General features: G+C 59.1%; 21 protein-coding genes. 13 read left to right on the top strand and 8 right to left on the bottom strand.

What is annotated here, in order from left to right:
* Positions 1-65: 65 nt before the first annotated feature.
* From FHT92_RS18910 to ltnD, 3 genes are all read right to left on the bottom strand, one after another.
* Positions 66-839, bottom strand: coding sequence for an SDR family oxidoreductase (locus FHT92_RS18910; RefSeq protein WP_183748124.1), 774 nt, complete (start codon positions 837-839; stop codon positions 66-68).
* On the bottom strand, positions 836-1,822 hold the full coding sequence (denD, locus tag FHT92_RS18905) for a D-erythronate dehydrogenase (RefSeq protein WP_183828159.1): 987 nt from the start codon (positions 1,820-1,822) through the stop codon (positions 836-838). The genes FHT92_RS18910 and denD overlap by 4 nt, the downstream gene beginning before the upstream one ends.
* 269 nt (positions 1,823-2,091) lie before the next feature.
* Positions 2,092-3,006 (bottom strand): L-threonate dehydrogenase, encoded by a 915-nt coding sequence (gene ltnD / locus FHT92_RS18900; protein WP_183828156.1) that lies wholly within the window; start codon positions 3,004-3,006, stop codon positions 2,092-2,094.
* Positions 3,007-3,233: 227 nt separating this feature from the next.
* Between ltnD and FHT92_RS18895 the strand changes: the two genes are divergently transcribed.
* From FHT92_RS18895 to FHT92_RS18860, 8 genes are all read left to right on the top strand, one after another.
* Positions 3,234-4,172, top strand: a complete 939-nt coding sequence (locus tag FHT92_RS18895; protein WP_246735520.1) for a LacI family DNA-binding transcriptional regulator — start codon at positions 3,234-3,236, stop codon at positions 4,170-4,172.
* A 154-nt stretch (positions 4,173-4,326) separates the two neighbouring features.
* A complete protein-coding gene (locus FHT92_RS18890) occupies positions 4,327-5,250 on the top strand; it encodes an ArsR/SmtB family transcription factor (RefSeq protein ID WP_183828150.1) in 924 nt (307 codons plus the stop codon).
* A 206-nt stretch (positions 5,251-5,456) separates the two neighbouring features.
* A complete protein-coding gene (locus FHT92_RS18885) occupies positions 5,457-6,965 on the top strand; it encodes an alpha-N-arabinofuranosidase (RefSeq protein ID WP_183828147.1) in 1,509 nt (502 codons plus the stop codon).
* A 197-nt stretch (positions 6,966-7,162) separates the two neighbouring features.
* Positions 7,163-9,067: an ABC transporter substrate-binding protein gene (locus FHT92_RS18880; RefSeq protein WP_183748115.1), complete on the top strand. Its 1,905-nt coding sequence runs from the start codon at positions 7,163-7,165 to the stop codon at positions 9,065-9,067.
* 115 nt (positions 9,068-9,182) lie between these two features.
* Complete coding sequence (locus tag FHT92_RS18875) at positions 9,183-10,187, top strand: ABC transporter permease (RefSeq protein ID WP_183748114.1); 1,005 nt, start codon at positions 9,183-9,185, stop codon at positions 10,185-10,187.
* A 3-nt stretch (positions 10,188-10,190) separates the two neighbouring features.
* Positions 10,191-11,048: an ABC transporter permease gene (locus FHT92_RS18870; RefSeq protein WP_183748113.1), complete on the top strand. Its 858-nt coding sequence runs from the start codon at positions 10,191-10,193 to the stop codon at positions 11,046-11,048.
* Between the two features lie 2 nt (positions 11,049-11,050).
* Positions 11,051-12,040 carry an ABC transporter ATP-binding protein gene (locus FHT92_RS18865; protein ID WP_183748112.1) on the top strand — a complete coding sequence of 330 codons (990 nt, stop codon included), beginning with the start codon at positions 11,051-11,053 and terminating at the stop codon, positions 12,038-12,040.
* On the top strand, positions 12,037-12,849 hold the full coding sequence (locus FHT92_RS18860) for an ABC transporter ATP-binding protein (protein WP_183748110.1): 813 nt from the start codon (positions 12,037-12,039) through the stop codon (positions 12,847-12,849). Before FHT92_RS18865 ends, FHT92_RS18860 begins: the two co-directional genes overlap by 4 nt.
* A 162-nt stretch (positions 12,850-13,011) precedes the next feature.
* On the opposite strand, the gene FHT92_RS18855 is transcribed toward FHT92_RS18860, so the two are convergent.
* The 3 genes from FHT92_RS18855 to FHT92_RS18845 all read right to left on the bottom strand — a co-directional run bounded on the left by FHT92_RS18855 (position 13,012) and on the right by FHT92_RS18845 (position 15,643).
* On the bottom strand, positions 13,012-13,305 hold the full coding sequence (locus FHT92_RS18855) for a DUF2934 domain-containing protein (RefSeq protein ID WP_183748108.1): 294 nt from the start codon (positions 13,303-13,305) through the stop codon (positions 13,012-13,014).
* A 285-nt stretch (positions 13,306-13,590) separates the two neighbouring features.
* On the bottom strand, positions 13,591-14,901 hold the full coding sequence (locus FHT92_RS18850) for an ATP-binding protein (protein WP_183748106.1): 1,311 nt from the start codon (positions 14,899-14,901) through the stop codon (positions 13,591-13,593).
* Positions 14,894-15,643: a response regulator gene (locus tag FHT92_RS18845; protein WP_183748104.1), complete on the bottom strand. Its 750-nt coding sequence runs from the start codon at positions 15,641-15,643 to the stop codon at positions 14,894-14,896. Before FHT92_RS18845 ends, FHT92_RS18850 begins: the two co-directional genes overlap by 8 nt.
* A 223-nt stretch (positions 15,644-15,866) precedes the next feature.
* Between FHT92_RS18845 and FHT92_RS18840 the strand changes: the two genes are divergently transcribed.
* The 3 genes from FHT92_RS18840 to FHT92_RS18830 all read left to right on the top strand — a co-directional run bounded on the left by FHT92_RS18840 (position 15,867) and on the right by FHT92_RS18830 (position 21,172).
* Complete coding sequence (locus FHT92_RS18840) at positions 15,867-16,715, top strand: MipA/OmpV family protein (RefSeq protein WP_183748102.1); 849 nt, start codon at positions 15,867-15,869, stop codon at positions 16,713-16,715.
* A gap of 101 nt (positions 16,716-16,816) precedes the next feature.
* A complete protein-coding gene (locus FHT92_RS18835) occupies positions 16,817-18,061 on the top strand; it encodes an efflux RND transporter periplasmic adaptor subunit (RefSeq protein WP_183748100.1) in 1,245 nt (414 codons plus the stop codon).
* Positions 18,062-18,070: 9 nt separating this feature from the next.
* Entirely contained in the window at positions 18,071-21,172 is a 3,102-nt protein-coding gene (locus FHT92_RS18830; protein WP_183748098.1) for an efflux RND transporter permease subunit, read from the top strand.
* A gap of 102 nt (positions 21,173-21,274) precedes the next feature.
* On the opposite strand, the gene FHT92_RS18825 is transcribed toward FHT92_RS18830, so the two are convergent.
* Positions 21,275-22,558 carry a cystathionine gamma-synthase family protein gene (locus tag FHT92_RS18825; RefSeq protein ID WP_183748096.1) on the bottom strand — a complete coding sequence of 428 codons (1,284 nt, stop codon included), beginning with the start codon at positions 22,556-22,558 and terminating at the stop codon, positions 21,275-21,277.
* Positions 22,559-22,679: 121 nt separating this feature from the next.
* On the bottom strand, positions 22,680-23,366 hold the full coding sequence (locus FHT92_RS18820; RefSeq protein WP_183748094.1) for a dimethylsulfonioproprionate lyase family protein: 687 nt from the start codon (positions 23,364-23,366) through the stop codon (positions 22,680-22,682).
* 595 nt (positions 23,367-23,961) lie between these two features.
* Here FHT92_RS18820 and FHT92_RS18815 point away from each other — a divergent pair.
* Positions 23,962-24,396, top strand: coding sequence for a helix-turn-helix domain-containing protein (locus tag FHT92_RS18815; protein WP_183748092.1), 435 nt, complete (start codon positions 23,962-23,964; stop codon positions 24,394-24,396).
* An 8-nt stretch (positions 24,397-24,404) separates the two neighbouring features.
* Positions 24,405-26,243 carry a peptide antibiotic resistance protein gene (locus FHT92_RS18810; RefSeq protein WP_183748090.1) on the top strand — a complete coding sequence of 613 codons (1,839 nt, stop codon included), beginning with the start codon at positions 24,405-24,407 and terminating at the stop codon, positions 26,241-26,243.
* Positions 26,244-26,253 lie beyond the last annotated feature (10 nt).

The following is a 26,253-nucleotide window of genomic DNA, read 5'->3' as shown; positions in this document are numbered from 1 at the left end:
TCCCAGATATCGAGCACTACATGCTATGTATTCGTCTACTCAGGCTTTCCGACGGCTGCCGCCGGTTATCCGCGCCCGACAAAGGGCATTTTGGTCGCCATGACCGTCATCGTCAGCACGTTGGCACTCAGCGGCAGACCCGCCATGTAGACGACCGCATCGGCAACATGGGCGGCGTCGATGGTCGCCTCCGCGGCAGTCGTGCCGTTGGCCTGAAGGACGCCGGCGGCGATCCTCTTCGTCATGTCGCTTGCCGCGTTGCCGATATCGATCTGGCCGCAGGCAATATCGAATTCACGCCCATCGAGCGCAGTCGATTTTGTAAGACCGGTAATGGCGTGCTTTGTCGCCGTATAGGGCGCGGAATTGGGGCGTGGCGTCGTTGCCGAAACCGAGCCATTGTTGATGATGCGGCCGCCACGCGGCGTCTGGCTCTTCATCAGCCTGAACGCCTGTTGCGTGCAGAGAAAGGCGCCCGTCAGATTGGCCGACACGATGGCGCTCCAGTCTTCGAAAGACACATCTTCCAGCGGTACGCCCGGCACCGAGACACCGGCATTGTTGACCAGCAGATCGAGGCGGCCATACCGATTTGCGATCGTGTCGAACAATGCTTTCACCGAGACTGGATCGCCGACATCGGCACCGACTGCGACCACTTCCGCACCTGTCTCGCTCCCAAGTTCGGCAGCGGCTTTCTCGAGAATCTCGGCGCGCCGTCCAGAGATGACCACCCTGTAGCCGGCCGCACCGAGCCCTTTGGCAATCGCACGGCCAACGCCCGTACCACCACCGGTCACCAGGGCAATCTTCGGCTGCACACCGGAACCTCCACTCATCCGATCCTCCCGCCGAGTTCGTCCTCGATATGCACCTGCAGGATCTCGTCGAAACTTGTCTCCGCCTTAAAGCCGAGTGCGGAGGCTCTCTTCGCGTCGAACTGGGTCGGCCAGCCGGCAACGATACGTTCGATCGCAGGATCGCTCTCGCGCCTGATCAACGCGACGGCCTTGTCGCCTGCAATACGGCGAAGGGCATCAATTTCCTCGGAAACCAGGGCCGAGAGCCCCGGCATGGTCAGGTTGCGCCGCGGCCCCACTTCTGCCGTATCGATTTTTGCAGCATGAACGAAGAACCCGACCGCCGCCCTCGGGCTTGCGAACCAGTGCCGGACAGCGTCACTGACCGGCAGCACCGCTGGCTTACCGGCGAGCGGCTCACGCAGAATATTGGAGAAGAAACCGGAGGCGGCCTTGTTCGGCGCACCTGGTCGCACGCAGATCGTCGGCAGGCGAATGCCGATGCCATCGAAAATCCCGCGACGCGAGTAGTCGGCAAGCAGCAGCTCGGCAATTGCCTTCTGGGTACCGTAACTTGTCAGAGGCGTGGAGAAAAACTCATCCGGAATGACATCAGGGAAAGGCGTACCGAACACGGCGATCGAGGAAGCAAACACGACACGCGGCATATAGTCGGATTTCAGACCCTCATGGCGGATCGCATCGAACAATGCGCGCGTCCCGTTGAGATTGACGGCATAGCCTTTGTCGAAATCCGCCTCCGCCTCGCCGGAAACGATCGCCGCCAGATGAAAGATCAGATCCGGCCGGGCCTCGATCAGCTTGTCGGCGACGCCCGCCCGGGCAAGATCGAACGTCATCGCGTTTGACAGGGACCGAAGGGCTTCCGGCACCGGCGGCTGAAATGCATCGACCAGCGTCAATCGACTGATCGTAGTGCCGAGCGCGTCAGGTTCGCGGGCAATTCTTTCGACCAGCTTGCGGCCGACCATGCCTGCCGCACCCAAAATCATCACATGCATCTCGGCTTACCTCCCAGCGCCGCCGGTCTCGGTCTTCGAGACGACCTCGTGTCAAATCGGAACCGCTCTCCCCGGTCGGATTCCGCGCGTCACACTAAGCGCAACGCCATCTATTCCTTCAAGTTTTCCAAAATTCGGACCGATACTCAGGAACGCTACCGGCCAGATAAAATCAAACAAAACTACAACCTGCAGATCAACTTACCTTGCATGATCTGCGGGTGGTAGCAATCGAACATAAGTCTCATGTCTCCTTTGCCTAGTGCCTGTCAGCGAATAACCGTCATGCCCGGCAGGACGACGCCGCTCTTTTCGGCAAGGACCTTTGCCACGGCGGCATCATCTTCCTTGCCGAGACCGGCTTCGGATGCCTGCCGGAAGAGCAAGAGCGCGGTCGAAGCGAGCGGAGTGGCAGCGCCTGCCCGGTCTGCCTCAGAGGCGACGATGCCGAGATCCTTGACGAAGATGTCCACCGCCGAACGCGGTGTATAGTCTCCCGAGACGATATGTTCGCCCCGGTTCTCGAACATCCAGGAGGAGCCAGCCGAAACCCGCAGCACCTCGTAAAGCGTCTTCAGGTCGATCCCGGTCTTGGCCGCAAACGTCATCGCCTCGGCGGTCACCGCGATATGCACGCCGGCGAGGAGCTGATTGATCATCTTCACCTGTGAGCCGGTGCCGGGCCTGTCCCCCAACCGAAACACGTTGCCGGCGACCGCATCGAGCGCCGGTTTTGCGCGCGCGAAAGCTTCCGGCGAGCCAGAACCCATGACGACCATCTCTCCGGAAAGTGCCTTGGCGTGGCCGCCCGAAACCGGCGCGTCGACGACAAGCATGCCGGCGGCCTCCAGCCGATCGGCTATTGCAATTGTGGCGCTTGGCGCCATGGTAGCGCAAAGGAGAAACACGGTGCCGGCGCGAGCCGTCTCCAGCGCGCCCCCCGGCCCGAACAAGACTTGCTCGGCCTGGCTGCTATTGACGACGAACACGAACACTGCGGCGGCTTCCGCGGTGGCTTCGGATGGTGTCTCGCAGGATTTGCCGCCCGCGTCCGAAAAGCGCTGCAACACATCAGACCGGAGGTCACATCCGTAGACGGTAAAACCCGCTCTCAGAAGCGACAGGGCAGCGCCCCATCCCATCGAGCCAAGACCGATGACCGCTGCTGTCTGCACGTCCTGCACAGCCCTTCCTCCAAGATAAATCATCAGCCACAGGCTCGGTGTTATCGATACCGGTATCGGTAACAAGCCTTATTTTGGTAATGTATGTCAAGCGCCGCCAGTTCCACTTTTCGCGCAATAGGCTTATGACTGGCGCACGCGCCGATGTCGGCACCGAATGGGGGGATCCTTTGGGGATACGCAAATCCACTCTGGAAGAAGTTGCCGCGGCCGCTGGCGTGAGTAAGATGACTGTGTCCCGGGCGCTGCGTGGCGCGCCTGATGTCTCTCCCGAAACTCGCCAGAGAGTGCTGAAGGCAACGGAGCAGTTGGGCTATGTCGGCAACCAACTCGCCCTTTCATTGTCATCACAGCGAACCAACCTCGTCGCCGTCGTGGTGCCGAGCATGTCCAACATTGTCTTTCCGGAAGTGCTCGCGGGCATTTCGACCGGGCTTGAGGGATCGGGGATGCAGGCAGTGTTCGGTCTCTCGGACTACGACACGCGCAAGGAACGGGATGTTATCAGAGACATGCTGTCCTGGCGGCCGAGTGCCATTATCGTCACCGGTCTCGACCAGCCCGAAGACACGGTGAAAATGCTGAGAAGCGCGGAAATTCCTGTCATTCAGATCATGGATCTCGATGGTACACCGATCGATTTCAATGTCGGCCTGTCACACGGAAAGGCAGGCGAGGAGATGGCAAGAGCACTGATTGCCGCCGGGCGGAAGCGTTTCGGGTACATTGGCAGCGTGCTGGAGCGGGACCTGCGCGCTGCAAAACGCAAGGCCGGCTTCGAGCGCGTCCTGCTCGAACATCGGCTCACCTTCATCGGGCAAAGGCTCGGCGACACCCTTTCCTCAGTCGGTCTCGGCAAATATCTGACGCATGAGTTGCTGCGTGCCGAGCCCAACCTCGACTGCATCTATTACTCCAACGACGACATGGCGGCCGGAGGCGCTTTCGCCGGCATGGAGGCTTCTCGAACCGATGATATTCTGATGGCCGGCTTCAACGGGTTGGAACTCGCGGCCGCCCTCCCCGTGAGGATTGCCACATCCAAATCGCCGCGCCGCATGATCGGCGAAGTCGCAGCGCGTCTGGCACGCGGTTCCATGGTGACGGACGCCCCATCGAACGGCAAGATCACCGCCTTTGTTCCAGAGATTATGGGCATCGAATAGTGGGTTCGGCGCCGACAAGACGGCTGCCGCCACTCATCCTCTTAAACGAATGCCCGGATTAAAATCAAAGAAATCGATTGATATCCTTCTCCTCCGCCTTGCCCGTATCAGGATTGTCGATATAAATCCATGTGTGACGCAACCTGGAGAGATCATGGAACGCTCGTTTTTGACGATCGAAGCCGGAGTCAACGACACCGTTATAAAAGCTCTCGCTGCGCCAGGACGCCTGCAACTCCTCAAACTATTGTGCTCGAAGGGTCCCCTGAACGTCAACGACATGGCCCGAGCGCTATCGCTGCCGCAGTCAACCGTCGCAACCGGAATTCAAATTCTGGAAGAGGTGGGGCTGGTTGAATCCCGCCTCGCCAAAGGCCGGAAGGGCAACCAGAAGATCTGCTCTGCAGTCTATGACGAAATCCTCATCAGCTTTGAAGACAAGTCCGTAAACAAGGCAGACGACGTCATCGAGGTCGAGATGCCGGTTGGGCTCTATACGAGTTGCGACATTCATGCCCCTTGCGGCCTCTGCTCGAGTGAAAGCGTAATCGGCCTGCTCGACGTTCCCGATTATTTCCTTGATCCGCAACGCATGCAGGCAGGTCTCGTGTGGTTCGGCAGGGGCTTTGTCGAATACAAATTCCCCAACAATGCCAAAGTCCTGAATAAGGATGTGCGCGCGATCGAATTCTCGATGGAACTGTCCTCGGAAGTACCGGGCACCAATCCGGACTGGCCCTCCGACATCACGCTTTGGGTCAATGGAATGCCGGTCGGCACATGGACTTCTCCAGGCGACTACGGCGACAAGCGCGGCGCCTATACGCCTGGCTGGTGGAAGCTTGAAGGTTCCCAATACGGCAAGCTGAAGACCTGGCGCATTTCCACACGCGGCACATTCATCGACGGCGTCTCGACCTCCAACGTCACGGTTGAAGACCTTGCGCTGGCTCAGCATTCCTCGATCCGCCTGCGGGTCGGCATTGCCGAGAATGCCAGTCATACCGGCGGCGTGAATATATTCGGCCGCGGGTTTGGAAATTACGGCCGCGACATCGTCATGCGGCTCTATGTTTAATGGTGAATATCGGCAATCGTGATTTCAATATCGCATTATTTTCTGCGTCCGCAGCAGGTTTATTTTGTATAACATGCTGAAAAATAATAATTATTTTTGATATCCCCACAGCGCGTAACGCACGCGATAGTCAATTGACTCCCTGCTCTCAAGCTATCAAGATAGCTGTATAAGAACGAAGAAATCGATATTTACGGGAGGGTTCGTTGAAAGCGAACGTTATTGTTCATCGCGATTTTCGGGTCGCGAGCATTGATCCCAGACTCTATAGTTCGTTCCTTGAGCATCTCGGAAGAGCCGTTTATGGCGGCATCTACGAACCAGGGCATCCGACAGCCGACGCGAACGGCTTCCGGCAAGACGTCATCGATCTCGTAAAGCAACTCGACACACCCTACTGTCGTTACCCCGGCGGCAATTTCGTTTCGGCCTACGACTGGCAGGACGGGATCGGTCCGCGTTCGGAGCGCCCTGTTCGTCTCGATCTTGCCTGGCGCACCCGTGAAAGCAACCAGATCGGCGTCAATGAGTTCGTCGACTGGTGTAAGAAGGCGAAGACCGAGCCGATGCTCGCCGTCAATCTCGGCTCACGCGGGCTGGATTCGGCCCGCAATTTCCTCGAATACTGCAACCATCCCGGCGGCACCTATTGGTCTGACCTGCGTCGCAAGCATGGTTGGGAAACGCCCCATAAGGTCAAATTGTGGTGCCTCGGCAACGAAATGGATGGCCCCTGGCAGGTTGGACACAAGTCGGCGCATGAATATGGCCGGCTCGCCGACGAAACGGCAAAGGCCATGCGGAATTTCGACAAGTCGCTGGAGCTGGTGGTCTGCGGCTCATCGCATTCCGACATGGAGACCTATCCGGACTGGGAAGCGCAGGTCCTTAACGAATGCTATGACAGCGCCGACTATATTTCCCTGCACATGTATTTCGCAAACCGCGAGAAGAACACGCTCAATTACCTTGCCCGCACAACCAAACTCGACCGCTACATCACCACCATCGGCGGCGTGATCGACTATATCAAGGCAAAGAAGCGGTCGAAGAAGACGATCGGCATTTCCTTCGACGAATGGAATGTGTGGTATCATTCCAACCAGCAGGACAAGGATATCCTGGCAAAGAACGAATGGCCGGATGCGCCGCATCTTTTGGAGGATGTCTATAATTTCGAGGACGTCCTGCAGGTCGGCGGTATTCTCAACACCTTCATCCGTCGCTCGGACCGCGTGCGCATCGCCTGCATCGCCCAGCTCGTCAACGTCATCGCTCCGATCATGACCGAGAATGGTGGTCCGGCCTGGCGTCAGACGATCTATTACCCTTTCTATTTCGCATCGAAATACGGCCGTGGCTCTGCCTTGCAGCTCATCGCCGACGGGCCGACCTATGACTGCGACGAAGCGGACGACGTCCCCTACCTCGACGCATCAGCGGTCCTTTCCGATGACGGCCAGACGCTGACCTTCTTTGTCGTCAACCGTCATCCGCAAAGCGCGCTTGATCTCGACGCCCGGCTGGACGGCTTTACCGATGCCCGTGTGCTTGAGCAGGTGGAGATGACGCATCCTGATTTGCAAGCGGTCAATACCGCACGGCAGCCGGAGGCTGTCGTCCCGATCAAAGTCGAAAACGCGAAAATCGAGGACGGCAGATTGCGCGCGAGCCTGAAGCCTCAGTCTTACAGCGTAATCCGGCTGTCGATCTGAGATCTTTCCGGCCATCGCTCTCGTGCTGGCCTGGAGAATATCCGCTCGCTGCGAGGAGGCAGCCGAGCCGGAGGAATGGTTCGCAGAAGCATCGGACCTGAAAAGTGCAAGTCCCGATGCCGCTGCGAACCCCAAAACCGCGACGTCCCTTGCGTCCATTGCGGCCGCGCTCTCGTCGCATTCAAAGGGAGGAGAAAATGCAGCATTGGAAGAAGCTTGCATTCGGCGTCGCCTTGGCGACGCTCGGCCTGATGGCCGCGGCTAAGGCGGATGACTATAAATCCTTGCCCCGGAAGGACACTCTCATCGTCGAAAACCCGGAAGGCACGATCAAGAATCCCGGCTGGTTCAATATTTGGGTCAACGGCGGTGGCGGCGTTTCAACCGGCCTGCAGCAGTTGACCATGGACACGCTCTGGTACATCGATCCGGAAAAAGGTCTCGGCGGCTCGCCTTGGGACAATTCCCTTGCCGCCGACAAGCCGCAATATAATGCCGACTTCACCGAAATGACGGTGAAGCTGCGCAAGGGGCTCTACTGGAGCGACGGCGTGGAATTCACCGCCGACGACCTCGTCTATACGGTCAAGACACAGATGGACCATCCCGGCATGGTCTGGAGTGCTGCCTTTTCCGTGCAGGTGGCGAGCGTTGAAGCGACCGATCCCTATACGGTCGTCTTCAAGCTGAAGAAGCCCAACTCCCGTTTCCATGCGATCTTCACCGTCCGCTGGAACGGTGCCTGGATCATGCCCAAGCATGTCTTCGAGAAGGTGGCCGATCCGCTTCGCTATGATTTCGCCAACCCGGTTTCCCTTGGCGCTTACAAGCTCAAGGCCTATGACCCCCAGGGCCAATGGTATACCTGGGAAAAGCGTGACGACTGGCAGCGAACATCGCTTGCGCGCTTCGGCGAGCCGGCCCCGAAATATGTGACCTATGTCGATCCAGGCCCGCCAGATAAACGCACCATCGCGCAGCTCGAGCATAATCTCGATATCATTCATGACAATACGCCCGAGGGCATGTTTACCCTTAAGGAGAAGTCCAAGTCGGTCGAGACCTGGTTCCCTGGCTTTCCTTTCGCCCATCCGGATCCGACACTTCCGGCAGTGATCTTCAATACCCAGGATCCGGCTTTTGCCAATCCCGATGTCCGCTGGGCGCTTGCCCTTTTGATCGACATCAAGGCTGTAGACATGGCGAGCTACCGCGGCGCTGCCACGCTGTCGGCCCTCGGCGTACCGCCGACGGCAGCCACGATGAAAGACTACCAGGCGCCGATGCAGGACTGGCTGAAGAATTTCGAGATCGATACCGGCAAACGGAAGATCAAACCTTATGATCCGACGATCGGACAACAGGTTGCCGATATCCTGCGCAAGCAGCCGAAGTTCAAGGACCAGATCCCGACCGATCCGGCGGCGATCACCACGGCATTCGGCTATGGCTGGTGGAAACCGGATCCGCAGGCAGCAGCCGAACTTCTGGAAAAAGCCGGCTTCAAGAAAACTGGCGGCAAATGGATGACCCCCGATGGCCAGCCGTTCAAGATCCGGATGACGGTTGAGGGCGACACGCGCTCCGTCTTCACCCGGGCGGGCACGCTCATCGCACAGCAATGGGCTTCTTTCGGCATCGACGCAAAAGCCGTGCCCGTTGCGAAACTGTGGCAGGTTGCGCTGCAGCCCGGCGATTTCCAGGTGGCGATTGCCTGGAGCGTCGAGACCTGGGGCGGCGATCCCGACCTGTCCTTCTTCCTCGACAGCTGGCACTCGCAATTCGTGGCAAAGAAAGGTGACAATCAGCCGCCGCGCAACTGGCAGCGTTGGAGCAATCCGGAGCTCGATAAGATCATCGAAAGCATCCGCGGCATCAGCGCCGACGATCCGAAGGGCATCGAGCTCGGCAACGATTATCTGAAGCTGGTCGCCCGCGACATGCCGACGATCCCGCTGATGTCCTATAACGTCTTCACCTCGATGGATACGACTTATTGGACCGGTTATCCGACGATATCAGACCCCTATACCGACCCGGTGCCGAATTGGGCGAATTCGAGGCTGATGATGGTCAAACTGAAACCGGCTCAACCGAAATAATCCTCCCCAACGCCGGCGCGGCCGTGTCGCGCCGGCCCCCTATCGACGGGCATGTGCCGCAGCTGCCATGCTCGTCGATCCTTTCGAAAGGGAACCAGAGAGGAACCACTGCTCTATGACGTCCTATCTGATCTTTGTGCTGAAGCGGTTCGGTCAGTTTCTGCTCGTCGTATTTCTTGGGGTGACCATAACATTCTTCGTCACCCACCTGACCCCGATCGATCCGGTCGAAGAAAGCATAGGCGCCATCACGCAGATGGGGCAATCCGATCCGAATGCGATCGAACTGATGCGTCAGTCGCTGCGAGAGCTCTATGGAATGGAGGGTTCGATCTGGCAGCAATATCTGCATTTTTGGCTGCGGCTTGCGACCGGTGATCTCGGCCCCTCGCTCTCGGCTTTTCCCACACCTGTCTCCACCATCATTCTGCGGTCACTGCCCTGGACCATCGGGCTGATGACGGTGTCCACCCTGATCACCTTCGTGCTCGGAAATGCGATCGGCGCGCTCGCCGGCTATTACAGGAAGGATATGGTGCTGAAGGCCGTCAGCCTCGTCTTTATCGCCCTGCTTCCCATTCCCTATTATATTCTCGCCTTCGTGCTTCTCATTCTGTTCGGCTATCTCTGGCCGGTGCTGCCAATCACCGGCGGCTACGAGATGAACACCAATCTGGATCTCTCCTTCGCGCTCGTCCTCGATATCCTGGAACATTCCATCCTGCCGGCCTTGTCGCTGATCCTGGTCGGGGCCGGCAGCTGGCTGATCGGGATGCGCGCGCTTGTTTCCAACATCATCACCGACGATTACGTCGTCTTCGCCGAGCTCGGCGGCGTTCCGAAGCGGAAAATCCTCCGCTCCTACATCGCCCGCAATGCCATGGTGCCGCAATTCACTGGGCTTGCCATGTCACTCGGCGGGATCTTCAACGGCACCGTCATCACAGAGATCGTCTTCGGCTATCCCGGTATCGGAAACCTGCTGATCTCGGCAGTGCATGCCGGCGACTACAGCCTGGTCCTCGGCCTCAGCGCATTGTCGATCGTCGGCGTTGCTGCCGCCGTGTTCATCATCGACATTCTGAGCCCGCTGATCGATCCGCGCATCAAGGTGGAATAGAGCATGTTTACGATCATCCGCGACCTCGCGCGCCAGAACATGGAATTTCTCTGCGGCTTGATGCTCTTTGCCGTCATCGTCGGATTGGTGATCCTGTCCTATTTCTCGCCCTATGGCGCGACCGACATCTATCTCTTGCCGCCCGACATGCCGCCGGACGGCGAATATTGGCTCGGCACGACATCGCGCGGCCAGGACGTTTTCTGGCAGTTGACGACCGGCCTTCGCAACACCCTCTATTTCGGCATCGGCGTCGCCTTTCTCTCGCGCATCATCTCGCTGGTTGTCGGCCTAGTCGCCGGTTATGCCGGCGGCACGGTCGACCGAGTTCTGATGGCGATCAACGACAGCGTCATGGTCATCCCGCAATTTCCGCTGCTGATCCTTTTCTATTTCGTGCTGAAGGACAACATGACCTGGGTGGCGCTGATCGTCATAATGGCCTCGCTCGGCTGGTCCTACGACGCCCGTCTTATTCGTTCGGTCGCAATCGGTCTGAAGACGAGACCCTTCACCACCCAAAGCGTCTACTCCGGGATGAGCATGAGCAAGATCCTCGTTGAAGAGCACCTCCCCTATGTTCTGCCGATCGTCTTCGCCACCACGATGAACAACATGATCTGGTCGATCGGGATGGAGATCACCCTGTCGGTGCTCGGCTTCACCGATATCGAGACGCCGACCATGGGCATGATGATCTACTGGGCCAACGCCCATTCGGCGCTCATCGCCGGCACCTGGTGGTGGGTGGCTGCACCCGTTGCCGTCATCGTCGTTCTCTTCCTGGCGCTGTTTCTCCTGTCCATGTCGATGAACGAATACAATGACCCGCGCAGCCGGCTGAACCGGATGGGAGGTTAGCCATGGATGCTTTGGTCGAAGTCCAGAACCTGAAAGCCTATTACCGCGCCTTCCTTTACGGCGTCGACCGGGAGGTGCGCGCCGTCGACGACATTACCCTGACGATCCGGCGCGGTGAGATCTATGGGATCGCCGGCGAATCCAGCAGTGGCAAGACAACCTTGATCAAGACGATTGCCGGCGCCATCCGGCCACCGCTCAAGGTCGTATCGGGCAAGGTGGTCTTCCATTTTGGCGGTGGCACGCAGGACATGTATGCGATGACGCCGGACGAACGTATGGCGCTTCGCTGGCTGCACCTGTCCTATATCATGCAGGCATCGATGAATGTGCTGAACCCGGTTCGGCGCATCCATCACTCCTTTACCGATTTCGCCTTCCGTCACATGAAGGTCGGCAAGAATGAGTTCTTCACAAAAGTCGGATCGCATCTTGAGAGACTGAAGCTTGATCCGCATCTGCTCGAAGCCTATCCGCACGAGCTCTCCGGCGGCATGCGCCAACGTATGACGATCGCGCTTGCGACGATCCTGACACCCGAATTCATCATTGCCGACGAGCCGACGACGGCGCTCGACGTCATCGTCCAGCGTGACGTTCTGTCGATGATCGGCGAAATCCAGCGCGAGATAGGCTCTTCCTTCTTGTTCGTCACCCATGACATGGGTGTGCATGCGACGGTTTCAGACCGCGTCGGCATCGTCTACGCCGGTCGCCTCGTCGAGGAAGCGCCGACCCGCAAGCTCTTCGCCCTGCCGCTGCACCCTTACACGCAGCATCTGGTGGCCAGCCTGCCAAGCATCGGTGATGCGAAGGCCCGGCCTTCGCTCGAGGGACGCCCGCCGAACCTTGCCATGCCGCCCGACGGCTGCCGGTTTCATCCGCGCTGTCCGAAGCGAATGGACATCTGCTCGCAGAAGGTCCCACCGATGATCACAGTTGAGCCGGATCGGCGAGTGGCTTGCTTTGCGGTGACGGGAGATCAGGCTTGAACGCTCTTCTCACTCTCTCTCATGTCACGAAGATCTACCGTCAGGGCGGCATGCTTGGCCGGCGGCAGATCGTGGCGGTCAAGGATGTCAGCTTTGAAATCGGCAGCGAGCCAGAGATTCTCTCCATCGTCGGAGAATCGGGTTCCGGAAAATCAACGATCGCAGCGATGATCCTCGGACAGACGGCGCCCACGCAAGGCGAACTCCAATTCCGCGAGAAAGCGGTCGCTCTTCACGGCAAGGCCGAGCGCCGCGCCTTCATGAGGGAAGTGCAGCCAGTCCTGCAGAACCCATTCGAAGCCTTCAACCCGCTCAAGCGCGTCGATCGCTACCTTTTCGAAACTGCGCGGAACTTTTCGGTTGGCGGGGCCAAGCCGGATCGGCAGCAGATCGAACGGCTGGCCGACCAGGCTCTCCATCACGTCGGCCTCAGTCTTGAAGAGGTAAAAGGCCGGTTTCCGCATGAACTCTCCGGTGGTCAGCTACAGCGGGCTGCAATCGCTCGTGCCCTGATCCCGCAGCCACGCCTACTGATCGCCGACGAGCCGGTATCCATGGTCGATGCGTCACTGCGCATGGCAATCGTCAATCTCTTCGAACAATTGAAACATGAGCTTGGGCTTTCGATCGTCTACATCACCCATGATCTTGCCACCGCTTATTATATCAGCGACCGCATCATCATCATGCGCAAAGGCGAGATCGTCGAACAGGGCGAGGCACGCAGGGTCCTCGACAATCCGCAGCACGCATACTCCCGGGCCCTGAAGGACGCGGTGCTGACTGCCGATTTCGCTTCGCCATCGTAACGATTTGGCGAATGCAATGCGCCACAGGAACAGGTTCATCGTTCAAACTGAATTCGAAACGACAAGCCACGGCAAGCGCAAGTGCAAGCACTCTTTCCCGGAAGTGGTCAGCACAAACGCATTATGCGCACTTCGGATCGGCCTATCACTTCCCAGGTCGTGTCAGTGCCTGGTGACACTCCGGGATGCCTTGGTGGGCTTCGGGGGTGGGGTCGTCGTCGGAGCGCTCTGGGCACCGCCCTTGGCCTTCGCAGCGCCTTTGGGCTTCACCGGAGCCTCTGCCGTCGCAGTCTTTTGCGCGCGAGGCTTCTTGGCAGACTGGCCATCCGCCTCGATGTTGGCGGCGATTTCCTGAAAGGCCTGAAGCCAATGCTTCAGGTCCTCGCCGTCTGGCCTACCTTCCTGCTCCCAGATCTCGTAAGCGCGCTGCCTGATGCGGTCCTCGTTCGATGCCATCTGCCTCTCCCTGTGAAACTGCTGCCAGGAACAGTCAGATGGCGCTGCGCGCGCGAAGGGCAATGGCTGCGCGCGCATTTCCCACGCCTTTAGGTGGAACCGTTGCCGGCGCGTCTGCTAAAGACTGGTTCTTATCATGGCGTTCGTATCAGATGCTGGCAAAGAAGCCCGGCCGGCGGGATAATGGTAGGCGGGACTACGAGATTGCCTGGAGTACCGGCTGCGATTGCTTTCGCACTGTGAAGATCTGCAGAACCTTCGAAAGCCAGCCGGCCGCTCGCCCTTTCATTTTGGTATCGCCACGGCAACGCTGAGACCGTGCGGACTGCGCTGGCGCAGTTCCAAGGTGCCCTGGTGGGATTGAATAATGTCTGCGACGATCGACAGACCGAGGCCGAAGCCACCTCCGGCGCGAGACTGGTCCGATTTGAAGAAAGGCTCCAGTACCCGCTCTCGAAGCTCCTGCGGAATGCCCGGGCCATCATCGTCGACAATGATCAGTACGGTTTCCGGCCGTTCGGCCATCGTCACCTCGGCCCTGCCTGCAAATTTAACGGCGTTATCGCAAAGATTGGTGATTGCGCGGGTGATGGAAAGCGGTCGGCATCTGGCAAGAAGCCTGTTCGGGCCATTGTATCGGACGGCGTGGCCGATATCGGCAAACTCGCTGCAGACCGTCTGCAGGATGCTTGCGACGTCAACGAGTTCGATCGCCTCGGTCGCATAGTCGTTTCGAAGATAATTCAGGCTCTCGACGAGCAGGTTCTCGATCCGATCGATGTCGGACAGCAGGGCGTCCTTCTGGCCGCTCTCCCCCATCCGCTCCACACGCAGCTTCAGCCGCGTCAGCGGCGTGCGCAGATCGTGACCGATGCCGCGCAGCATGCGGGTGCGGGCTTCGATCATCAGACGGATCCGCCGGCGCATGCCGTTCAATGCCCGGGCCAATGCAACGATCTCGACCGTTCCCCTCTCCTCGAAGACAGGAGAACCGCTGGTGATATCGGACACCGCCGCCACGTGGGCAATACGTTGTAGGGGTTCCGTAATCACCCTGATCGCGAATATGAAGAAAAAGCCGATCAATACGAAGAAGGCGACGAAGTAATAGGGGCCGCGTCCGAGGAACGCACTGCTCAGCATGGAATCCGGAAAGCCCGAGGTGATGACGATCGTGTCGTCGTCGACGCGCGCGGCAATCACGCGCCGGTCATCGAGGAAGGTTTGCCAGCCACCCAATGGCGGCTCGTTGTCTGGCGGAAACAACCGGGCAGCGACGATGTCCAGGAAGCTCTGACGGCTCGAAGACTGTGTAAACCGGTTCGCGGTCGCCGTCGGCGTGAGTTCGATCTCCCAGCCGGCGCGACGTGCATTGGCGAGGATGATCTGCCGATCTTCAGGCGAGGCGGGTCCAAGCAGCCCGGCGATAGCGTTGAGCTTGTCGGCGATGTTTTCGAGATCCGGAGCGGCAAGATCTTCTCTGGCCCACCGCTCCACCGCATCGCCCATGGTGACAATCGTCACCAGCGCCACCAGAATGATGATGGTGATCTGACCTCGGACTGTCATCGTGACACGACGCAGGCGATTAAACATCAGCCTCTTCCACCTGCGCAGTAAAGACGTAGCCGCCGAGACGGACGGTCTTGATGAGGAGCGGATCGCGAGGATCCTTCTCGATTTTCTGCCTGAGCCGGCTGATATGGACATCGATGCTGCGCTCGATCGGGCCGGCAAGACCGGCATGGGTCACCGCAAGCAGCTGCTCGCGGGTCAAAACCCGGCCGGCATTGCGGCAAAAGGCCAAAAGCAAATCGAACTCATGGGTCGTCATGGCAATCCTGGCCTGGTCCGGATCGTGAACCTGACGCCGGGCAGGATCGATCCGCCAGCCATCGAAGCGCAAAAGCCTGTGGGCCGGCCTTACCTCCCTCTGCGCTGACAATGCCGACCGGCGCAGGAGGCCTTTGATCCGGGCCAGAAGTTCACGCAGAACGAAGGGCTTGGTGACATAATCGTCTGCGCCGATTTCCAGCCCGACGATCCGATCGATGTCGGTGCTCAAGGACGTCAGCATCAGAATCGGGATGCCGCCGCCGACACGCAGGCGCCGGCAGAGACTGAGGCCATCTTCGCCAGGCAGCATGACATCGAGGACAACGAGATCGAAGGGCATGACACGCATCTTCGCGTCCATCGCTGCGCCATCGCCCGCGAACTCCGCATCCATGCCCTGCTCGACAAGACTGTCGCGCAGCATTTCGGCGATCTGACGATCGTCCTCGACGATCAATATCCTCGGCCGCTCGACAGCCGCTCGTGTACGCTCGTCATTCAATCACGCCACCTCCGTTCTTCGGCCCATCCTTACCATGACGGAGAGGATCGTCCTCGCCCGAGATTGTGAAGAAATGTTTCAAAGGCATAGAACGGCAGGCCCGGGCAGAAACAATTCTTAACAACATCCAATACGCCATGCCCATCGCGCATGGCACTGCTGAAGCGTGGCGTGCTTCCAGGTCGATGTCGGGGGAAGCACGCGGTTTAACCTCGGAGCTTTCATGTCTACCTCTCTAAAAGTGATTGCCAATCGGTCCCGGCTGCGTTCCATCGCCGTAGCGTCGCTGTTCTTATCCCCATGTGCTGCCCAGACGGCCGACTTCGCAAGCGGCGAAGAAACCGCACCGGCGCCGGACCCGGAGCGTTTCGGTCCGGTTCGCCAGGCGTTGCACGATTGGCACGTGGTCATCGGCGCCGGCGCAGCCTTCAAGCCAAAATATGAGGGAAGCGATGAGTTTGAAGTCTCACCCTTCCCCTTTGTCTCGGCCGAATTTTTTGACCGGATCACGATCGATCCAACCGGCATCGAAATAAAGGCCTTCGAAAAGGATGCTTTCCGGTTCGACGTCAATATCGGATACGACTCCGGCCGTGATGAAGACGATGCCGATACGCTGCGCGGTATGGGTGACATCGATTTTGGCGTGACTGTCGGCGGCAAAGCCACCTACACGTTCGGCCCTGCCAGTCTCTTCGTCTCGGTCGACAAGACGATCGGCGGAAGCGAGGGCCTGCTCGCAACGGCCGGCGCGGCGATCTCGCAGCCGCTGTCGGAGCACCTCATCCTCGGCGCCGAGGCCTCCGCCACCTTCGCGGACGACAATTACATGGACGCCTATTTCGGTGTCGACGCTGCCCAGTCCGCCCGCTCCGGTCATGCGCAGCACGAGGCTGGGGCTGGGATCAAGAGCGTCGATCTCTCCGCCTCGGCCACCTATCTGATCAACGAAAACTGGGTGGTCAGGGGTGAGCAAAGCGTGGGCTTTCTGGTCGGGGACGCGGCAGACAGCCCGATCGTCAAGGAAAAGGTTCAGTCCAAAACCATGCTGATGCTGGGTTACCGGTTCTGACCTCGGCCGGTCCAAGCATCCTGTTCAAAACCCGAGGGGTCGCCGACGCCGCGGCCCTGAACATCCGGCAGTCAAACAAGAATCGCGCAGGGAATGAATAGATGACCTCCTTCATGCCGCTCTCTCGCACGCCCCGCCTGTCGCCGGGCGACGGACCGCTCCAAAACTCCAGAACGGGTCGCCTGGTATCGATCGCCCTGCTGTCTGCGACCGCGGGGCTGCCAATCCACGCTTTCGCCGCTGACATGGGCGCGCCGAAGGTGTCGGTTATCGCTGCGAGAGCCCAGGTTTTCGAACAGAGCGTTTCCGTCGTCGGCACGGTCGTTGCGATGGAAACGACCTTCGTCAACACCGATCTCTCTGGAGCCCGGATAGTCTCGATCGCCGCCGAAGAAGGCGATCTTGTCAGCCGCGGACAAGTGCTTGCGACACTGGATACGTCGAGGATCGATGTCGAGCTTATACAAAACGACGCGCAGGCGGCAAGCGCGGCAGCACAACTCGGGCAAGCCTCAAGCGCGCTCGACAATGCTTTAATCTCGCAGCAAGAGGCCGAGGCGGATCTTGCGCGCGCGCAGAAGCTCGTTCCAAAGGGGCTGATGTCGCAAGAAGCGCTTGAGCAGCGACAAAAGGCGTTCGCACGAGCGGAGGTGAGCGTGCGGGCGAACAGGCAGGCCGTCCAATCGGCAGAAGCAGCCGTCAAGACCGTCGCTGCTGCGCGCAAGGATATTGAATTGCGACTGAGCTATACGAGGATCGTCGCTCCCGTAACAGGCCGGATCATCAACCGATCCGCCAAGGTCGGCGCGACCGCCTCCTCATCTAGCGAGCAGCTCTTCATCATCGCAAATGACGACCGGCTCGAACTGGAAGCGGAAATCCCGCAGGCCCAGTTCGATGTAGTGCCCATCGGCGCCGTCGCTCATGTTTTTCTCGGCGACGGCCGTGATGGTTTGACAGGCGCCGTCCGCTTCGTCGCGCCGGCGCTTGCCGACCGGACACGGCTCGGACGCGCCCGGATCACCCTGCCCCATGGATTGGTGGCCCCGATCGGCGCCTTTGCTTCGGCACGTATCGAGATCGGAAGCAGCAAAAGCATATTCCTGCCCGCCTCGGCGATTGCCGCTTCCGGCGAGGAACCATCGATCAAGATCCTCAAGGACAGCAGCATCGAACGAAAGCCGGTTTCGCTCGGCTTTCGCCAAGCCGGTTTCGTTCAGATCCGCTCCGGCGTCAACGAAGGCGACCTGGTGGTGACAAAGTCGGGTGGCTTCATGGAGGCCGGCGACAAGGCAGTCCCAGTCATGGTGCAGACCGATGCAAGCCCGGTTTCCGAAGGCAACTGAGGTCATCCGATGAACATCTCCGCATGGGCGATCCGCACGCCGCTGCCTGTCATCCTCCTGTTCGTCATCCTCACGGGCCTCGGGCTGAAGAGCTACGCAACGCTGCCGATCACCTATTTTCCAGCCATCAACGTCCCCGCAGTCGGTGTGACCGTCGAAGAATCCGCGGCAGCACCCGATCAGATCGAAATCCAGATCACCAGGCTTATCGAGGATAGCGTCGCAGCCCTTCCCGATATCAAGCACATCGAGTCCACGATTTCGGAAGGTCGATCGGAGACCAAGGTCGAGTTTGAAATCGGCGTGCCGGTCGACCGGGCCGTCTCCGACGTCAGGGACGCGGTCACGAAGATCCGTGATCGACTGCCGGCGGCCATCGATGAACCTGTTATCGACAGGATCGATTCCGAAAATCAGCCGGTCATCACCTATTCGGCTCGTAACGGCTCGATGTCGGCGGAAGATCTGTCCTTCTTCATCAGCGACGTCGTCGTGAGAAAACTCCAGGGACTGGCCGGAATTGGCCGCGTCGAACTCGTCGGCACCGTCAATCGGGAAATCCATGTTCTCCTGAAGGCGGAAAGACTTGCTCCTCTGGGCCTGACGGCGGCTTCGGTTAGCGATCAGATCGCCGCAAGCCAGTTCAATCTGCCGTCCGGGAGGGGCAGTATCGACGCGCAGGACATGACAGTGGCGACCAAGGCAGCCGTTTCAACCCTCGACGAGCTCAGGGCTATTCGCCTTGCCTTGCCGCAGGGAAAGAGCATCTCTGTCTCCGATATCGCTGTGGTTGCCGACACGAGGGAGAAGCGGCAGGATTTCGCGCGCGTCGACGGCGAGCCCGCGATCGGCTTTACGGTCTACAAGGCGACGGGCGCGGGAGACGTCGACGTTGCCGAAAAGGTCGCCGCGGCCCTTGAGGAGATAGCCGGATCGAGGCCCGGAACGGAGTTCAAAATCGTCGACGACAGCGTCACGCTGACAGTCGCCAACTTTCTGTCCGCCCGCAGCACGCTGATCGAAGGAGCCATCCTTGCCGTGGTCGTCGTCTTCCTGTTCCTGCGCGACTGGCGCGCCACCGTCATTGCCGCCATCAGCCTGCCGCTTTCGGCAATCCCGACCTTCTGGATCATGGAACTGGCCGGCTTCTCGCTCAATATGCTGAGCCTGCTTGCGATCACGCTGGTGACGGGAATTCTTGTCGACGACTCCATCGTCGAGATCGAGAACATCGTCCGCCACAAAAGCCTCGGTAAAAGCGCCTACAAGGCTGCGATCGACGCCTCCGACGAGATCGGCCTTGCCGTCATTGCGATCTCGGCCGCCATCATTGCCGTCTTTGCCCCTGTCGGTATGATGCCCGGCGAAGTAGGCCAATATTTCCGGCAGTTCGGCCTGACCGTCGCAATCGCCGTCTTCTTCTCGCTCCTCGTCGCACGCCTGGTAACTCCGCTGATAGCCGCCTACTTCTTGACGTCGCCGAGCAAAGCGCACGCGGAAGGGCGTCTGGTCGCACGTTATCGTGGGCTTGTCGGCTTGGCCATCAGATGGCGATGGATCACAGCCGGGCTGGCGGCTGGCCTCTTTGCCCTGACGATCCTGCTTGCCGGTTTCCTGCCGAGCGCGTTTCTGCCGACGCAGGATACCGGCCGGATGACGATTTCGATCGAGCTGCCGCCAGGCTCGACCCTTGCCGACAATGAAGAGGTGAGCGATCTGGTTGCTCGTCGCCTCAAGGAGATCGACGACATAAAGACCGTGTTCGTGCGTGCCGGATCAGGGTCCGACGGCGTGCGCGACATCCGCAAGTCGGTCATCGTGATGTCCATTGCCGATCGTAACCAGCGCAAGCTTGGGCTTGAGCAAATCGAGGAAAGCGTTGAGGCTCTATTGAAGGCCATTCCCGACCTTCGCTTTGAATTCATCAACGACCGCGGCGGCCGGGATGTGTCGTTCGCAATCCTCAGCGCCAATGGGGAGCAGGCGTCGAGCGCCGCCCGCGCAATCCTGACCGAAATGCGCTCCAATGCGATGTTCGTCAATCCGGCTTCGTCGGAAGCGACGCGCCAGCCGGAACTCGGGGTGGTCGTGTCGGCGGCGCGGGCTGCCGATCTTGGCGTCAGTGCGAGAGAGGTCGCGACAGCAATCAGAATCGCGACGTTGGGCGATGCCGATTCCAGGCTGCCATCATTCAAGGACAGCGGCAGGTTGATCCCGGTCCGCACCCTCGTTGAAGATGCCGGGATAGACCGGTCGGAGAAGCTGCGACAGTTGCGGGTCGTGACGTCATCGGGGACCCTCGTGCCGCTCGAGGCAGTCGCACGCCTGGAGGAAGGTGAAAGCGTGTCCGTTATCCATCGCATGGAACGCCAGCGTCGGGTTGAAATCGGCGCGGACCTTGCAGCAGGGATTACGCAAGGCGAAGGCATCACAACGCTCAAGAACTTGGCGGCCGTCCGAGCGCTGCCAGCGGAAGTCGAAATGCGGGCTACCGGCGATTCCGATTCCAAGGACAGCGTTTTTACGAGTTTTGCCTTCGCCATGATGGCGGGCTTGAGCCTTGTCGTGGTCGTGCTCATCTTGCTGTTCGGCAGCCCGCTTACACCGCTGACGATCATAACCCCACTTCCGCTTGCACTTTCAGGTGTGGTTGCCTCCCTCATCCTCACCGGCCATCCTGTATCGCTGCCGGTCGTCATCGGAATCCTCATGCTGATGGGCATCGTCGTGAAGAATTCGATCATGCTTGTCGATTTCGCAATCGAGCTTGAGCGATCGGGCCTGTCACGTATCGAAGCGACGATCGAAGCTTGTGCCGAGCGGCTGCGCCCGATCGTCATGACCACGCTGGCAATGGTGGCCGGCATGGTGCCGGCGGCATCCGGCCACGAGATCGGCGGCGAGTTCAGGGCGCCTATGGCGGTCGCGGTCATTGGCGGATTGATGATTTCAACGATCCTTTCGCTTGTCGTCGTTCCTGCAAGCCACGTCCTGATCGCCGACCTCGGCGATACGATCAAACGCCTGGCGCGGAAGATGTCGGGTGGCAGAGCTGCCGCAGATGGCTCAGGCGACGCCCTCATCGAAAGGCCCGACAGCTTGCGCGGTTAGTGCTGCGAGACGATCCGACCCGTCAGAACCCCGAACACTTCAGCCGAGCTGATATCGGGCCGCGCTACGCGGCCCGATACGGTTGCGGGTGAACGACGAGGCTTATGCTGCATCGAGCGCCAGGGTGAGATCGGCAATGAGGTCGTCTGGATGTTCGATGCCGATCGACAGCCTTATCGTTGCATCTAGGACGCCGATGCGCTGGCGCACCTCGGCCGGTACACCCGAATGCGTCATGGTTGCCGGATGCGATGCCAGGGATTCCGTTCCGCCGAGGCTGACGGCAAGCTTGAAGATTTTCAACGCGTTCAAAAACCGGAACGAGGCCGGCTGGCCGCCTTTTATATCGAAGGAGAATGTCGAACCGGCGCCGCTGCACTGGGCTGCGAATGTCCTGCCGACGGCGGAGACGGGATCGCTGTATGGAAGGTAATGAATCGTCTCGACCTTGGGATGCTGTTTCAGGAAATCCGCCACTGCCCTGGCATTGCTGTCGGCGCGCTCCATGCGGATCTGCAGCGTTTCGAGCGAACGCCCGAGCATCCAGCATGAATGCGGATCGAGCTGCGTGCCGATGGCGCCGCGAAGCGCTTTCACCTGCTTAATCAGTGTTCGGCTTCCAAGTGCTGCTCCGGCGATCAAATCCGAATGGCCGCCGACATATTTGGTCAGGGAATAGAGGGAAATGTCTGCGCCATGCTCGATAGGGCGCTGGAAGACCGGGCCGAGCAGCGTGTTATCGCAGGCGACAAGAGGCGTATGGCCTTGCTTCTGGCCGATCGTATCGGCAATCCGGCGGATCATCGCGATGTCGACAAGACTATTGGTCGGGTTTGCCGGCGTCTCGACGAGGATGACCGAGACACGGCCCTTGGTCATCGCCTCCTCGGCCGCGGCCTTGATCGAGGCTTCGCTGACGCCATCGGCAAAACCAACGGCGGAAACGCCAAAATTGAGGAAGGTCTTCGCAAGCAACGTTTCCGTTCCGCCATAGAGCGGCTGTGAGTGGAGGATGGCATCGCCCGGACGGACGAAAGCAAGCAGGACCGTCGCGATGGCGGACATTCCCGATGAAAACACCGCGCCGCTCTCGGCTCGCTCGTAGACCGCCAGACGGTCTTCGACGATCTCGCTGTTTGGATGATTGAAGCGCGAATAGACAAGGCCTGCCCCCTTGCCTTCCGGCGGCTCTTTTCGGCCCGAGACGTAATCGAAGAAATCGCGACCGTCTTCTGCGGAGTTGAAAACGAAGGTGGATGTCAGGAAGACAGGCGGCTTGACCGCGCCTTCGGAGAGTTCCGGATCATAGCCATAGTTCAGCATCTGAGTTTCCGGATGCAGGCGATGATTGCCGATATGGGTTCTAGGAGGATGCGGTGCAGTCATGAAACGTCTCCCTCAATGAGCGGCTTTCCGACACCAACAATGTGCCAGGCCTCACTCATATCTGGTGCGCCGCAGCCACAGAGAAACACCTCTTGGCAGATGACCAAGCATTTATTGCCGCTTACCTTCCGATCTCTTCGACATGGCACCAGACCGCGAGAAGCGGAGTGGTGGTGCAGCGCATGGCAAATGATTGGCCCGCTTCAGCGGCAAAGACGCCGCCTATTCCGGTCGAAAACCAGCTCTCTCCGGCTATCGAAAGTTCGCAGGGGGAAAGCAACAGGAAAGCTCGCGAAAACCGCTGCACGTGATCCGGAAAACGGCTGTAGGGTTCCATGTATGTGAGGCCAATCCGGATATCGGCCCGGTCTTCCAGACCGCCTGGGCCGACGATCACGCTGTGTGCATGCGCTTTCTCAAAGTTCAGGCTGGCAAATGGTCCGCTTCTGCCCCTGATCCATAGGAGCGATTCAGCGAGGCGCCAAACGCTCTGCGCGATCTCGGCATGTATGTCTCGGGCAGCGATTGCGATTCGAAGAGCGTCCTCGAGGCCGGCAGGGGTTCCGGTTTCGTGGAGCCGCTTGTCGCGCAGCGTTCCCGTGCGTTCAAGCTTCTGAAAGACTTTTCCCGCAACGAAGCTCGCCATCGTCGAAGCCGATGCATGCAGCATCACGCGGGCAAGCAAGTTCAGGAAATTGTCGAGTTCCACCGGGCGTTCCGCAGCACCCCGTTCCCGCAGCCTGCGCTTCACCGGCTCTTTCTCATCGGTGATGAGTAGATCTGCTTCTCGTTTGATTGTCCTGCCCATGGCGTCCTCCGTGCGGAACCTTCCCTACAGTGTCTCTTCCATATCCGGCAAGGATGTGATCAATCCGCCGCTGGACCTCAACCTGTCAGGAAAATCGAGACTGAAAAATCATCTCTGGTCTGACGATTTGTCGGCGTTGCCAGCGCAGGCACCAGGAAGGTATCCGACTGGCTCGGGATGGCTCGCTCCGGCCCACCCGCCCAAAGTTTGGGGCCGGTAGAAGGGGCTGTCCTTCCATGCTCAAGCAACAGGCTGCCTGGGCGAATCAGAAAATTGCCTAATAGCAAAATGGTGTTTTTCCACGCGTGAACTGCAGGCACCTAACTTCCGCATTTATTCTTTAAGAAAACTTTGGTTCCTTGTGCCGAAAGCAACCATTGAAAGTTTTTTTAAGCTTCTCTGCTTTCCAAACCGGTTCTTTACTCTCATACGCTTGTTCGGGCATTACAAACCAAATAATTTTCGATGCAGAAAATCTGAATATCGGCAGAATGTTACTAATGTCGCTGCACCGCTCTAAGAAAATTATTATTTACTTTCGGTTGCAATTTGCCGCAAACCTCGCAATGATCATCCGTGACCGGAGGTTCCAGCCATGAAGGCCAAGTCGCCCACATCGATTGATGCCTATGTCGGCAGCAGAGTGCGAGCACGCCGCAAGGTGCTCAGGCTATCGCAGGTCGGACTTGCCGAACGGATAGGTGTCACCTTCCAGCAGATTCAGAAGTATGAAAAAGGCACAAACCGCATTGGCGCGGGCCGACTGCAATCCATCGCCGAGACATTGGGCGTCCCCGTTCAGTTCTTTTTCGAAGACGACACCGAGCCGACAACCTACAGCCTTGTCAGCAACGGCAGGGATGATGTGAATGCATTTTTGGCATCGAAGGATGCCCAAGCCCTCAATCGCGCCTTCATGGCGATCGAAAGCCCGGCTATCCGGCAGAAGCTTGTCGCCCTTGCCAAGAGCCTGGCCAGGGACACACACCCTGAGATCGACGACATCATTCATTCAGAAACCGGCGCCTGAGAGCTTTCGTGCTTCACCTCCAGACCTTTGGCGAGTTGCGACTGACAGACGACCTGGGCGCGGCGATGCGCTACCCGGTCAAGGCCCTGGTGATGCTCGCCTACCTGTATTGTTCGCCGGATCAACAACGCAGCCGACAAGAGCTTGCACGGTTCTTGTGGAACGAGACAGGAGATCATCTTGCCGATCTCAATTTGCGGAAACTGATTTCCCGCATTCGCGACACAACCACGACATCCGACGAACAGATATTGAATTTCGGGCCGCCTTTCGTCACCTTGAACAAGCAAGCTCTGTCGGTTGATCTCGACATATTGCGAAAGGAAGAGCAGCCGGTAGCGCAATTGGCGGCCGTCGGCGACCTCGTGCAACGCGGCTTCATTCCAGGTCTCAGTGCATCCACCAGAGCAATCGATGGATGGATAGAGCGCGAGCGGCAGCTACATCTGCTTACCTTGAGAGACATCTTCATCAGAGCTGCGGATCATATTCGCAATGACGAGGAGCGTCGGCTTCTGCGCCGCTCGGGGCTTCAACTTCTTGAGGCCTTTCCCGGTGACGAACAAATCCGCTCTATCCTTCGTGGCACGGCAGACGACCATTCGCCGCGCCGGCCCCAGGTGGCCGGAGTCGCGGCAATGCCAAGCAGTCGCATTTCCCAGCAACAAGACAGCATGCCGCAAATCTTAACCGGGCCGTCAGCGCCGCGGCTTGTGCTGCTGCCGCCGGGCGCAGCGGCCCTGACACGAGAGGCGGCAATTGCCGACGCCCTCATCGAGGATGTCACGATCGAGCTTTGTGCCCTGCGCAACATATCCGTCGTCGCACCTCACACAGCCGAGCAGATTCAGCGCGACTCTGACAAGGCCACCGTCGTTCAACGCCATTCGATTTCCTATCTTTTGGACACGCGGCTTTCCGGAGAGGGGCTTTATGCGCAACTCATTTATTTCCCCACCGACGAGATTTTGTGGGCAGCCCGATTTGAAATGGCGCTCGAAACGCTGCCGACGCAAAGGCGATTGATCGCCCAGAAGCTTGCCGACGCCGTTTCGGGACAATTGAAGCGCAACGAAAGCGTTCGTCTTCGCAACGAGGCTGAGCCAGAGGCCTATCATTCCTACCTTGTCGGCGCCGGCCTGCTTACCAAGTTCAACCTGCCTTACATCAGGCGCGCACGAAAATCCTTCAAGCACGCGCTGCATTTTTCTCCCGACTATGCCCCTGCTTTCACAGGCTTGGCGCGAACATTCACCAGCGAGTGGCTGTTGACTGCTCAAGGCGATCCCGCCCTGCTGCAGCGCGCGGAAGATCAAGCGCTTCGGGCGATAGAAAGAGATCCGGAATCGGCAGCCGGGCATCGGGAACTTGGCGTAACGAAGCTTTACCAGGGTGCTGTCGATGACAGTGTTGCAGCACTTGGCCTCGCCGAAAGCCTCAGCCCGCATTATGCCGACGTGATCTACAGCCATGCTGACACACTCGTCCACGCATCGCGGCCGCAAGATGCGCTCGACAAGATCAGGAAAGCGATCTCGCTCAATCCGATAGCACCCGACGCTTACCTCTGGTGTGCAGCTGGGGCGAGCTACTTCCTTGAACGTTACGAAGAGGCGCTTGCCTATGTCGATCGGATGAAAGACAAGGCACCAGCCTACCGTATCGCAGCTGCCAGTTGCGCGATGATCGGCGATCGAAAACGGGCACAGTTTTATCGGCACCGCGCCGAGCTTCTCAATCCCGCGTTCGAGGTCGAGAAATGGCTTGCCTTAGTGCCTTTCAAGGAGCGATGGCAAAAGGAACTTTACCGGGACGGTCTTTTCAAGGCCGGATTTTCACGAAGCTGAGGGGAATTTC

This window comes from Rhizobium sp. BK377 (assembly GCF_014193935.1).
GTDB lineage: Bacteria > Pseudomonadota > Alphaproteobacteria > Rhizobiales > Rhizobiaceae > Rhizobium.
The sequence above is the reverse complement of the archived record's forward strand: the minus strand, read 5'-3'. Positions and strand labels throughout refer to the sequence as shown.

What these genes read in the sequence shown, in the direction of transcription:
- FHT92_RS18910 (WP_183748124.1), bottom strand. Translation starts at nt 839, where the DNA reads ATGAGTGGAGGTTCCGGTGTGCAGCCGAAGATTGCCCTGGTGACCGGT.
- denD (WP_183828159.1), bottom strand. Translation starts at nt 1,822, where the DNA reads ATGCATGTGATGATTTTGGGTGCGGCAGGCATGGTCGGCCGCAAGCTG.
- FHT92_RS18895 (WP_246735520.1), top strand. Translation starts at nt 3,234, where the DNA reads ATGACTGTGTCCCGGGCGCTGCGTGGCGCGCCTGATGTCTCTCCCGAA.
- FHT92_RS18890 (WP_183828150.1), top strand. Translation starts at nt 4,327, where the DNA reads ATGGAACGCTCGTTTTTGACGATCGAAGCCGGAGTCAACGACACCGTT.
- FHT92_RS18880 (WP_183748115.1), top strand. Translation starts at nt 7,163, where the DNA reads ATGCAGCATTGGAAGAAGCTTGCATTCGGCGTCGCCTTGGCGACGCTC.
- FHT92_RS18875 (WP_183748114.1), top strand. Translation starts at nt 9,183, where the DNA reads ATGACGTCCTATCTGATCTTTGTGCTGAAGCGGTTCGGTCAGTTTCTG.
- FHT92_RS18870 (WP_183748113.1), top strand. Translation starts at nt 10,191, where the DNA reads ATGTTTACGATCATCCGCGACCTCGCGCGCCAGAACATGGAATTTCTC.
- FHT92_RS18865 (WP_183748112.1), top strand. Translation starts at nt 11,051, where the DNA reads ATGGATGCTTTGGTCGAAGTCCAGAACCTGAAAGCCTATTACCGCGCC.
- FHT92_RS18855 (WP_183748108.1), bottom strand. Translation starts at nt 13,305, where the DNA reads ATGGCATCGAACGAGGACCGCATCAGGCAGCGCGCTTACGAGATCTGG.
- FHT92_RS18850 (WP_183748106.1), bottom strand. Translation starts at nt 14,901, where the DNA reads ATGTTTAATCGCCTGCGTCGTGTCACGATGACAGTCCGAGGTCAGATC.
- FHT92_RS18840 (WP_183748102.1), top strand. Translation starts at nt 15,867, where the DNA reads ATGTCTACCTCTCTAAAAGTGATTGCCAATCGGTCCCGGCTGCGTTCC.
- FHT92_RS18835 (WP_183748100.1), top strand. Translation starts at nt 16,817, where the DNA reads ATGACCTCCTTCATGCCGCTCTCTCGCACGCCCCGCCTGTCGCCGGGC.
- FHT92_RS18830 (WP_183748098.1), top strand. Translation starts at nt 18,071, where the DNA reads ATGAACATCTCCGCATGGGCGATCCGCACGCCGCTGCCTGTCATCCTC.
- FHT92_RS18825 (WP_183748096.1), bottom strand. Translation starts at nt 22,558, where the DNA reads ATGACTGCACCGCATCCTCCTAGAACCCATATCGGCAATCATCGCCTG.
- FHT92_RS18820 (WP_183748094.1), bottom strand. Translation starts at nt 23,366, where the DNA reads ATGGGCAGGACAATCAAACGAGAAGCAGATCTACTCATCACCGATGAG.
- FHT92_RS18815 (WP_183748092.1), top strand. Translation starts at nt 23,962, where the DNA reads ATGAAGGCCAAGTCGCCCACATCGATTGATGCCTATGTCGGCAGCAGA.